Annotated in this window: 1 pseudogene; it reads left to right on the top strand. The window is 70.8% G+C overall.

The annotated features are described in order from the left end of the window. Positions 1 to 336, top strand: a pseudogene (locus GSQ92_RS30220) (hypothetical protein); the annotation flags it as partial.

Below are 336 nucleotides of genomic sequence, written 5' to 3'. Positions count from 1 at the left end.
GCTGAACCCAACGCTGTCATCCAGCGGCACGCTGGTTCTCCAGCCGGGCGCCGTGGAAAGCGGCGGCACGGTGGCTTCTGGCGCCACCCTCACTGTGGCGAGCGGGGTGGTGGTCAGTGGTGTGACCGTGGCGTCCGGCGCCTCCGAGGTGATCCAGCCCGGCGGCACCGCGATCGGCAATCGCGACGGCGGCACCGTTACGGTCGGTTCGGGCGGCGTGGATAGCGGCGGCACGATCTTGTCCGGCGGTGGCGAGACGGTCTCGGCAGGCGGTACGGCGAGCGGCACCAACATCGGGTCCGGTGGCACGGATACCGTGTCGGGTGGCGGAACCTT

Source organism: Acidisoma sp. S159, from assembly GCF_009766125.1.
Classification (GTDB): Bacteria; Pseudomonadota; Alphaproteobacteria; order Acetobacterales; family Acetobacteraceae; genus Acidisoma.
This window is presented reverse-complemented; position numbering and strand designations above follow the sequence as displayed.